The sequence below is a fragment of the Neoroseomonas rubea genome (assembly GCF_016106015.1).
Lineage (GTDB): Bacteria > Pseudomonadota > Alphaproteobacteria > Acetobacterales > Acetobacteraceae > Neoroseomonas > Neoroseomonas rubea.
Genome location: NZ_JACADQ010000150.1, coordinates 1 through 9,463, shown reverse-complemented (window position 1 = coordinate 9,463; position 9,463 = coordinate 1). Strand labels below are relative to the sequence as shown.

Annotated in this window: 10 protein-coding genes; 6 read left to right on the top strand and 4 right to left on the bottom strand. The window is 73.4% G+C overall.

Going from position 1 to position 9,463, the window contains the following annotated elements; all coding sequences use genetic code 11:
* The 3 genes from HW577_RS14590 to HW577_RS14580 all read left to right on the top strand — a co-directional run.
* The coding region (locus HW577_RS14590) for a bifunctional metallophosphatase/5'-nucleotidase (RefSeq protein WP_198376882.1) at positions 1–1,491 on the top strand (1,491 nt) is incomplete at its 5' end.
* A 112-nt stretch (positions 1,492–1,603) separates the two neighbouring features.
* On the top strand, positions 1,604–2,296 hold the full coding sequence (gene aqpZ / locus HW577_RS14585; protein WP_198376880.1) for an aquaporin Z: 693 nt from the start codon (positions 1,604–1,606) through the stop codon (positions 2,294–2,296).
* 32 nt (positions 2,297–2,328) lie between these two features.
* Complete coding sequence (locus tag HW577_RS14580) at positions 2,329–3,096, top strand: maleate cis-trans isomerase family protein (protein ID WP_198376879.1); 768 nt, start codon at positions 2,329–2,331, stop codon at positions 3,094–3,096.
* 22 nt (positions 3,097–3,118) lie between these two features.
* On the opposite strand, the gene HW577_RS14575 is transcribed toward HW577_RS14580, so the two are convergent.
* Both HW577_RS14575 and HW577_RS14570 read right to left on the bottom strand, forming a co-directional pair.
* On the bottom strand, positions 3,119–4,087 hold the full coding sequence (locus HW577_RS14575) for a Bug family tripartite tricarboxylate transporter substrate binding protein (protein WP_198376877.1): 969 nt from the start codon (positions 4,085–4,087) through the stop codon (positions 3,119–3,121).
* 66 nt (positions 4,088–4,153) lie between these two features.
* On the bottom strand, positions 4,154–4,735 hold the full coding sequence (locus HW577_RS14570) for a helix-turn-helix domain-containing protein (protein WP_232474946.1): 582 nt from the start codon (positions 4,733–4,735) through the stop codon (positions 4,154–4,156).
* 40 nt (positions 4,736–4,775) lie between these two features.
* On the opposite strand from HW577_RS14570, the gene HW577_RS14565 reads away from it, so the two are divergent.
* Both HW577_RS14565 and HW577_RS14560 read left to right on the top strand, forming a co-directional pair.
* Entirely contained in the window at positions 4,776–4,997 is a 222-nt protein-coding gene (locus HW577_RS14565; RefSeq protein ID WP_198376875.1) for a hypothetical protein, read from the top strand.
* On the top strand, positions 4,994–5,458 hold the full coding sequence (locus HW577_RS14560; RefSeq protein ID WP_198376874.1) for a GNAT family N-acetyltransferase: 465 nt from the start codon (positions 4,994–4,996) through the stop codon (positions 5,456–5,458). The genes HW577_RS14565 and HW577_RS14560 overlap by 4 nt, the downstream gene beginning before the upstream one ends.
* 50 nt (positions 5,459–5,508) lie before the next feature.
* Here the strand turns inward: HW577_RS14560 and HW577_RS14555 are convergent, their stop codons facing one another.
* The gene (locus tag HW577_RS14555) at positions 5,509–6,216 is read right to left on the bottom strand and encodes a ribonuclease activity regulator RraA (RefSeq protein WP_232474945.1); all 708 of its coding nucleotides are present in this window, start codon (positions 6,214–6,216) and stop codon (positions 5,509–5,511) included.
* Between the two features lie 83 nt (positions 6,217–6,299).
* Between HW577_RS14555 and HW577_RS14550 the strand changes: the two genes are divergently transcribed.
* The gene (locus HW577_RS14550) at positions 6,300–7,205 is read left to right on the top strand and encodes an LOG family protein (protein WP_198376870.1); all 906 of its coding nucleotides are present in this window, start codon (positions 6,300–6,302) and stop codon (positions 7,203–7,205) included.
* A gap of 124 nt (positions 7,206–7,329) precedes the next feature.
* Here the strand turns inward: HW577_RS14550 and HW577_RS14545 are convergent.
* Positions 7,330–9,463 (bottom strand): DUF4175 family protein (locus tag HW577_RS14545; RefSeq protein WP_198376869.1); only part of this gene is annotated, 2,134 nt, incomplete at its 5' end.

The window sequence follows — 9,463 nt, the reverse complement described above, 5'->3', positions numbered from 1 at the left end:
ATGTGTGGCTGGAGTTCAGACCTGTGCTCTCCGGACCTGCGCGCGACCGGCGCGGCCTGCCGGGCGAACGACCCCTGCCTCGGCGGCGCGGCGCGGCTCGCCGGCGCGATCGGGCAGGCGAGGGCGGAAGCGGAAGCGGGCGGCCGCGGTGTCGTCGCGATCGACGCCGGCGACCAGTTCATGGGCAGCCTGTTCTACACGCATCATCGCGGCGCGGCGGAGCTCGCCGTGATGAAGGCCTGGGGCTGCGAGGCCATGACCCTCGGCAACCACGAGTTCGACAACGGGCCGGAGGTGCTGGCGCGCTTCGCCGCGGGGGCGGACTTCCCGATCCTGGCGGCGAACATCGACACCCGCGCCGAGCCGCTGCTCGCGGGGCGCTTCAGGCCCTGGTGGGAAACGCGGCGCGGCGGGGCGCGCATCGCCATCATCGGCGTCACCACGCCGGAGACGCCAGCGCTCTCCTCCCCCGGGCAGAACCTGCGCTTCACCGACCCGGCCGAGGCAGTGGCGCGCGCGGTCGCGGAGATCCGCGCAAGCGGCCCGGCGACGGTGGTGGTGCTCTCCCATCTCGGCCTTGGCGCCGACCGGCGGCTGGCGGAGCAGGTGGCCGGCATCGACGTGATCGCGGGCGGGCATTCGCACACGCTGCTGGCCGCGGAGTCCGAGGCGGAGGGACCCTCGCCGCTGCTGGTCGATGGGCGCGACCGCACGGTGCGCATCGTGCAGACCGGCGCCTTCGGGCGGTTCCTCGGCATGCTGGACCTCGACCTCGCCGCCGATGGGCGGATCGTGGCGACGGGTGGGGGGTGCGCGCCCGTCGGCGCCACCTTCGCCGAGGATGCGCGCGTCGCCGCGATGGTCGCGGAGTTCGCGCGGCCGCTCGAGGAGACGCGCCGCCGGCCGGTCGGCATGCTGACCGGTGCGCTGCCCAACACCGACTGCCGACGCGGCGAATGCGCGCTGGGCAACCTGGTAACGGAGGCGATGCTCGCCCGCATCCCGGGGGCGGAGATCGCGGTGACAAATGGCGGCGGGTTACGCGCCGGCCTGCCCGGCGGCCAGGTGACCTATGGCGACGTGCTGACCGTGCTGCCCTTCGGCAATACCATCGCGGTGATGGGCTTGCGCGGCGCGGACGTGCTGGCGGCGCTGGAAGCGGGCCTGGCGCAGGGCGCGGGCACGGCCGGGCGCTTCCCGCAGGTGGCCGGCATCCGCTTCGCCTGGGACCCGACGGCGCCACCCGGGTCGCGGGTGCGGCAGGCTGAGGTGGCGCAGGGCGCGTCCTTCGTGCCGCTCGACCCGAGCCGGGTCTATCGCGTCGTGACCAACGACTTCATGCGGCGCGGCGGGGACGGCTACGTCGCCTTCCGTGACCGCGCGCTCGACCCATACGACACCGGCCCGGTGCTGGACGAGACGGTGGCGGACGCGATCGCCGCCGGCCGCGCGGTGGCGCGGGAGGACGGGCGGATCGCCGTCGTGCGGTAGGGTGGCCACGCATGGCGGGTATTCCGGCAGGGATGCGGCCCCATGGTTGCGCGAACGATGCGTTCCGGGGCTAACCTCGTTCCTCCAGAAAATGTGAGGAGGGATTCGCTCCATGGCTCCAAGACTGGCTGCCGAGTTCATCGGCACGCTCTGGCTCGTGCTCGGCGGCTGCGGCTCGGCCGTGCTGGCGGCGACGTTCCCGGAGGTCGGGATCGGCCTGACCGGCGTCTCGCTCGCCTTCGGCCTGACGGTGCTGACCATGGCCTACGCGATCGGACATGTGTCGGGCTGCCACCTGAACCCGGCGGTCACGCTCGGGCTGGTCGCGGCGGGTCGGTTCCCGGGGCGCGACGCGATTCCCTACATCGTCGTCCAGGTGTTCGGCGCCATCGCGGCCGCCGGCATCCTCTGGGCGATCGCGACCGGCAAGCCGGGCTTCGAAGTGGGCGGCTTCGCTGCCAACGGCTTCGGCGATCATTCCCCCGGCAAGTACGGGATGAATTCCGCGCTGCTGACTGAAGTGGTGATGACGTTCTTCTTCCTCATCATCATCGTCGGCGCCACGCATCCGCAGTCGCCCAAGGGCTTCGCGCCGATCGCGATCGGGCTCGGCCTGACGTTGATCCACCTGGTGTCCATCCCGGTGACCAATACGAGCGTGAACCCGGCGCGCAGCACCGGGCCGGCGCTGATCGTGGGCGGCTGGGCGCTGCAGCAGCTGTGGCTGTTCTGGGTGGCGCCGATCATCGGGGCGGTGCTGGCGGGCCTCGTCTCCCGCACCCTGTGGCCGGATAACCGGCAGTAGTCGGCGCGGGCGGGGGCTGGCAGGGTTCCGCCATGGACCAGCCCCCGCCTCTCTCGCCCCGCTACGGCCTGGCCCCACGCCTGCTGATGGGCGTGGTGGTGCCGGCGACGAATGTGACGACGGAGGCGGAGATGGACGATCTCCGCCCCGCCGGCGTGATCAACGCGACGGCGCGGATCGCCAACCCGGATGCCGCGGTTGCCGGCGATGTCGATGCCGCTGTGGTGCGCGCGGCGATGGTGGGCGGGCTGATGGCCGCGCTCGATACGCTGGCGCCGGCGAAGCCGGACCATGTGGCGATCGGCGTGATGGTCGAGAATTTCATCGGCGGCGGCGCGGCCGGGGCGGCCTTGCTTGCCGAGGCCGAGGCGCGCATCGGCTGCCCCGTCACGGCGCCGACCGCGGCGACGCTCGCAGCGCTGGAGGCTCTCGGCCTGCGGCGGATCGCGCTGCTCACACCCTTCTTCCCGGGCGGGGACGCGGCGGCGAAGGCCTTCCTGGAGGAAGCCGGGATCGAGGTGGTCCGCGTGCTCGGCCTGCGCGCGCCCGGGCCTGCCGCGATCGCGCGCGTCGCGCCCGATCGGCTGCGCAACGCGGTGCGCGAGCTGGACGGGCCGGAGGTGGAGGCGATCGTGCAGGTCGGCACCAACCTGCCCTTCGCCGCCGTGGCGCGGGAGGCGGAGGCCGCACTGCGCAAGCCGGTGCTGGCGACCAACCCAGTCACCTATTGGCATGCGCTGCGCCGCGCCGGGATCATGGACCGGGTGGCCGGCGCGGGGCGGCTGTACGCGGCCTGCTGATGCCGAGTTGCGCGGGGGCGGCTCAGTTGAGCTGGATGTTGAGCCGCCGCAGCAGCGGCCCCCAGCGTTCTGCTTCCCGCGACAGGAAGGCCTGGAAATCGGCCGGGCTGCCGCCGGCGGTGACGATCCCCTCGTTCAGCAGCCGTTCGCGCACGCTTCCATCGGCCACCGCCGCAGCCCCCGCCGCGTTCAGGCGAACGAGTGCGGCGGGCGGCGTGCGCGCCGGCGCGAGCAGCCCGAACCAGGTCACAGCCACCAGGCCCGGCCAGCGCTCATGGAAGGTCGGCTGGTCCGGCAGGTTCGGCAGCCGGGCCTCCCCGGTCCAGCCGATGATCTTCGCGCGGCCGGAGCGTGCCACCTGCAGCCCCGTCGCGCCGCCGACGAGGATGGAATCGAGCGTGCCCGCCAGCAGGTCGTTCATCTGGTGCGCGTCGCCGCGATAGCCGACATCCTGCCAGTCGAGCTGCAGCCGGTCCTGGATGAGCGCGCCGGCGATGTGGTTGAAGGACCCGCGGCCATTGTGCCCCCAGGTCACCTTGCCCGGATTGGCGCGCACATGCGCGACGAAGCCTTCCATCGTGTCCGGCAGGCCCGGCCGGACCGCGATGCAGAACGGCAGGGTCGAGACATGCACGACCGGGGCGAAGTCCTCCGGCCTGTAGGGGAGGTTGCGTCCGATCAGCGGGTTGATCGTCAGCGTGGTGCCGGAGGACATCAGCAGCGTGTGACCGTCCGGCGCGGCGCGCGCCACGGCCTCGGCGCCGATCACGGTCTGGGCGCCGGGCTTGTTGTCGATCACCACGTTCTGGCCGAGCAGCGGCGCCATCTTTTCCGCCACCAGCCGCGCCGTGACGTCGGTGGATCCGCCCGGCGGGAAGGGCACGACGATGCTCACGGGGCGGGCGGGGCTCCACTGCCCCTGCGCCTGCGTGGCGCCGGCGGCGGCCAGGCCAAATGCGGGCAGCGCGCGGCGCCCGATTGCGATGGGCATGTCTGGTTCCTCCCTTGGTTCTTGGCGGCGAGCCTGCCACCGCGCGGGCATCCGCGCCAAGCGCGCTCAGCGGCGGGACAGGGCCACGAGATACCGGCAGGGCTTCGAGCGCGACGGATTGCGGAAGGCGTGGCCGCGCGGCGTGTCGAGGTCGAAGGCGAGGCTGTCGCCGGCATGCAGCCGCGATTCCTCCGCCCCTTCCTCCACCACGAGCCGCCCCGCGGTCACCCACACCACCTGACCGCGCAGGAAGGCGAAGGAGGATGCGGTGTAGGCAACGCGCGCGCCGGGCGGCAGCTCCACCTCGACCAGCTCGGGCTCGGCGCCGGGCGGTGTCAGGGCGCGCCGCACGTAGCCCGTGGCGGGATCGGTCCAGACCGGCTGGGCCTGGTGCCGGGCGATGCGCGGCGCGCCGGCATCGGCTTCGGCGCGGGCGAGCAGGGTGGAGACGGTCAGGTGCAGCGCGCCCGACAGCCGCCCGAGAAGCGAAGCGGTCGGGCTCGCCTCCGCCCGCTCGACCTTGCTGATCATGGCGCGGGAAACGCCGGAGGCGGCGGCGAGGTCGGCGATCGACCAGCCGCGCGCCTCCCTCTCCCGCCGGATGCGGGCAGCGAGCAGCGTGTCGAGGGCGGGCGGGGCGTCGTCCATGATAGTGGACATGATGTTAGGATAGTGGATACTTGCGTCCATGACCATGCCGCCATCGCCCCGGCACAACGGGGGCCCGCCGCTCGAGGAGGATGACGACCCCGCTGGCTGGCGCCTGTGGTGCTGGAAGCGCGCGCATCGCCGGGCCTGGAAGACGCCGCCACGGGAGATCGCGCTGCGCCGCCTCGCCCGCGCCGAGGAACTCGGCATGACCTACCGCGAGTACACGCTCGAGATCCTGGAACGGGGCCGTTACCCGTGAGCCTGCGGATCGCGCAGGGCGGGCTCGACGATCCGCGGGTGCAGGCGCTGCTGGCCGTGCATCTGCGCAAGGCGCGGGAGGCGACGGCGGAAGGATTCGCCTTCGCGCTCGACCTGTCCGGCCTCCGCGTGCCGGAGATCCGCTTCTTCACCGCATGGCTGGACGGCGCGCCGGTCGGCACGGGCGCGCTGAAGCGCCTCGCGCCCGACCATGGGGAGGTGAAGTCGATGCACACGGCCGAAGCGGCGCGCCGGCGCGGCGTGGGCGGCGCCATGCTGCGCCACATCCTCGCCGAGGCGCGTGCCACGGGCATGGCACGCGTCAGCCTCGAGACCGGCACGGCGCCCTATTTCGCCGGCGCGGTCGCGCTCTATCTCGCGCAGGGATTCACGCCCTGCGGGCCGTTCGGCGACTACGCCGAAAGCGCGGAGAACCGATTCCTGACGCTGGCGCTGGATTAGCGCCCGGTCCGCGAAGGCGGAACCGCCGGATCCGTCGCCCCGACCAGGCCCTACCGCCCGCGCTCCTTCCGCCAAGCCTCGAAGATCGGCCGGTTGGCGGCATCGGTCATGGGATAGAGGCCGCGGATCGTGTGGCCGGCCGCGACGCGGTCCTGCACGAAATCCTCGAACACCGTCTGCTCGAAGGCCTCCTCCGCCACCTCGTCGGCGATATGGGCGGGGATGCAGACGATCCCTTCCCCGTCGCCCACCATGATGTCGCCCGGGTGCACCCCGACGCCGGCGCAGGCCACGGGTACGTTGAGGTCGACGCAATGGTGGTGGATCAGGTTCGTCGGCGCGGACGGCTTCGCGTGATAGGCCGGCCAGCCCATCGCCGCGATCTCCGGGCTGTCGCGGAAGCCGCCATCCGTCACCGCGCCCGCGACGCCGCGCGCCTTGAGCCGCGTGATCAGGATGCCGCCCGCCGAGGCCGCGCGCGCGTCCCCGCGGCTGTCGATGACGAAGACTGCGCCGGGCGGGCATTCCTCCACCCCCTTGCGCTGCGGATGGGACGGGTCCTTGAACACCTCGAGCCCGTCGAGATCCTCCCGCGCCGGTATGGTGCGCAGCGTATAGGCGGGGCCCACCATACGCGGCGCACCGGGGTTCAGCGGGGTGAGCGCCAGGAACACGTTGCGGAATCCGCGCTTGAACAGCACGGTGGTCAGCGTGGCGGTAGAGACCCCGGCAAGCTTCGCCCGCGTCGCGTCCTTCATGGCGGCATTCCCCCTCATCGAAGGCTGAGGCATACCGCGACACGGCGATGCCGGCCAATGCGCCGGCCACGAGGACACGAGACATGCCCGAGAACGGCGCCCAGAAGCGCTCCCGCTCCTTCCTGCTCGCGGTCGAGGATCAGGCCTTCCTGCTGCGCGACGAGATGCGCCCCTTCCGCTTCGGCATGGAATACGCGAAGGCGGAATACGCGCTGCGCGACTGGGGCGTGCGCTCCACCATCGTCGTCTTCGGCTCTGCCCGCACGCCGAGCGCGGAACAGGCGCAGGCGATGACGGAGGCGGCGCGCAGCCCGGCCGAAAAGCGCGCGGCGAAGCGCGCGATGGAGCAGTCCCGCCTGTACGAGGACGCCCGCGCCTTCGCGCGCATCGTCTCCCTGCGCGGCGGCGCGCTCGCGGCCTCCGGCGCGCCGCGGGACAACGTGATCGCGACCGGTGGCGGACCGGGGATCATGGAAGCGGCGAACCGCGGCGCATCGGAAGCCGGCGCGCCGTCGATCGGCTTCAACATCACGCTGCCGCACGAGCAGAACCCGAACGCCTGGTCCACCCCGGCGCTGACCTTCCGCTTCCACTACTTCGCGATGCGCAAGATGCATCTGGCGATGCGCGCCAATGCGCTGGCGGTCTTCCCGGGCGGCTTCGGCACCTTCGACGAGCTGTTCGAATTGCTGACGCTGGTGCAGACCAGCAAGGCAAGCCCACGCCCGATCGTGCTGTATGGTCGCGCCTTCTGGGAGAAGGCGGTCAACTTCCCGTTCCTGGCAGAGCAGGGAATGATCGACGCGCACGACCTCGGCCTGTTCGAGATCGTCGACACGCCCGAGGAAGCCTGGGCGAGCCTGCTGCGCCGGGGCCTCGAGGCGGCGCCGGTGGTGCCCGCGCAGGAAGTACCGGCCACCCTGCAGCGCCGCCGGCGCCCGGCCGAGGAACGCATGCCGCCGCCGGTGCCGGGCAAGCCGAGGCGCTGAGCGCCCCGCGCGCGTCGCCAAGGTCGACCCCTTGCGCGGATGATCTGCGGCCCGCGCTTCGGCGCACGGCCGAACCGCCCGTCCAGCGCGCGGCGCGCACCCAGACGCCGTCGTGGCCCCGCGATCAGAACCGCCGCAGCAGCCGGTCGATATAGTCGAGTTCCGCCGGCGGCCTTTCGCGCTCCGCGCCACGCCGACGCAGTTCCTCCTGGATCCGGCGCGTCTTCAGCAATTCGGCCTCGTCCGGCACGCGGGTGTCGGAGCCGTTGTCCTGGCCGCCCGTCGCTTCCCGCGTACGGCGGCCGAGCGGATCACGGCCCTGGCCCTGTTCCTGCGCCTGGTCCTGGCCTTCGCCGCCCTGCTCGCCGCTGGCCATGCCCTCGCCTTCGCCCTCGCCCTCGCCTTCATCCTCGCCGGGCTGGCCCTGGCCGAACTGGCGCTGCATCTGCTGCGCCATCTGGCGCCCGCCTTCCGTCAGGGCGCGGATGGCGCGCTGCTGCGGGTCGCGCGCGTCGCGCCCTTCGGCCAGCGCCTCGGCGCCGTCGCGCATGGCGCGGTCGGCCTCGCCCAGTTGCGGCGGCACGTCGCCGGTCAGGTCGCCAAACTGCTGCATGAGTTCGCCAAGCGCGCGGCGCAGCGCGCGCTGCACGCGCGCGTCCTGCTGGCTTTCCGCCTGGCGCTGCGGGTTGGGCGGCGGGTCCGCCTGCGGCGGCGGGGGGGGGAAGCTGCGGGACAGCGGCTGGCGCCGCTGCTGCTGGCGTTCGCGCTCCGCCTGCTCCGCGCGCTGGTGGCCGCGGTCGAGCATCTCGGCCTGGCGGCGCACCATGTCCTGGACGGCGCCCATCTGCTGCTGGCCGCGCTGGCGCTGCTGCTGGCGCTGGCGGTCCTCGGCGCGCATGTTCCGCCCTTCCTCGAGCGCGCGGAGCATCTCCTCCAGCTCCGCGAGCTCGCGCTCCGCATCCTCGGTGCGGCCCTGGCGCGCGGCGTCCTGCATGCGCTGGGTGCGGCGGTTCAGCTCCCGCTGGTCCATCAGCCGCTGCTGCGGGTCGTAGGGCAGGGCCTCGGCATTCTCGCGCTGCAGCCGTTCGGCGAGTGCTTCGAGGTGCCGGCGGATCGCCTCCCGCAACTCCTGGATGCGGCGGTCGAGCTCGGCGCGCTGTTCCTGGGTGCGCTCCTGCTCGGGCGTGCGGCGCTGTTCCTCCAGCGCCTCCCGCAGCTGCTCACGCGCCTGGGCGAGGGCACGGGCGGTGCGGTCGGTGCGCCCTTCCTCCAGCGCGACGGCGATGTCCCAGAGGATTTCCTGCACCTCCGGCACCGCGGTCGCCCGACGGTCGCGCGTCAGGCGATGCCGCGCGCTGCGCAGGGAGAGGAAGGTGCCCGTGTCGTGCTCGAAGGCCTCCGGCGCGCCGGCGATGCGGTCCAGTTCCCGCCGCGCCGCGTCCCTCGCGGCGGGATCGACGGACAGCGACCGGCGCAGCGCGATCAGCGCCTGGGAGACGGGATGGGTGAAGGAGCGTTCCGGCAGTTCGAGGAAGGCGCCCTCACTGCGGCCTTCCTGCCCGGCATGGTCGCGGGCGACGAGCCGCGCCTCGACCTCCAGCCCCGCCCAGGGATGGGCGGACAGGTCGGGCTGGGACGCGCCGCGCGCGGTCCGCGGGCTGCCGCCGGGCAGCGGCAGGTCGAGCACGACGGGTTCGGCATCCGGCCGCGGCTTCAGGCGCAGCTCCACGCGCAACGTGGCAAGACCCCAGTCATCCTCCGCCTTCCAGGGCAGGCGGATGGCAAGCCCGCGCTGGGCACGCGCCGGCGGCTGGTCCCAGGCGGCAACAGGCGGCGCGTCGGCGCGCACGGTCAGCGACCAGCGGGCGAGGTCCGCCCCATCGCGGCGCACGGCGAGGGAGCCGCCGGACTCCAGTACGGCCTCGGCGGCGAAGGAGGCGCGGTCGAGCGTGCGCAAGGGCGTCGCCGTGCCGTCGAGCGCCAGCTCCGGCACGCCGCCCGCGCCGCCCGAGACCGCTACCTGCAGCCGGCTGCCCGCGGGGACTGAGACAGCACCGCCGGCGGGGTCGAGGAAGACCGGCGCCGCGCCCGTATAGGCCGGCGGCGTCACCCAGGCTTCCAGCCGCACGCCGGGCGTGGTCGGCAGGGCCGTGCCGGCGAAGGCGGGCAGCAGGGCGCGGCGCAGTCGCTCCGGCGCCTCGGCCCCCGCGACGACGAAGGCGGCGACCAACGCGACGGCGAGCCCCCCGCGCAGCGCG

Excerpts from the sequence above, each read along its gene's own strand:
- HW577_RS14575 (WP_198376877.1), bottom strand. The coding sequence starts at position 4,087 with ATGCCCATCGCAATCGGGCGCCGCGCGCTGCCCGCATTTGGCCTGGCC.
- HW577_RS14570 (WP_232474946.1), bottom strand. The coding sequence starts at position 4,735 with ATGGACGACGCCCCGCCCGCCCTCGACACGCTGCTCGCTGCCCGCATC.
- HW577_RS14565 (WP_198376875.1), top strand. The coding sequence starts at position 4,776 with ATGACCATGCCGCCATCGCCCCGGCACAACGGGGGCCCGCCGCTCGAG.
- HW577_RS14550 (WP_198376870.1), top strand. The coding sequence starts at position 6,300 with ATGCCCGAGAACGGCGCCCAGAAGCGCTCCCGCTCCTTCCTGCTCGCG.
- aqpZ (WP_198376880.1), top strand. The coding sequence starts at position 1,604 with ATGGCTCCAAGACTGGCTGCCGAGTTCATCGGCACGCTCTGGCTCGTG.
- HW577_RS14555 (WP_232474945.1), bottom strand. The coding sequence starts at position 6,216 with ATGAAGGACGCGACGCGGGCGAAGCTTGCCGGGGTCTCTACCGCCACG.
- HW577_RS14580 (WP_198376879.1), top strand. The coding sequence starts at position 2,329 with ATGGACCAGCCCCCGCCTCTCTCGCCCCGCTACGGCCTGGCCCCACGC.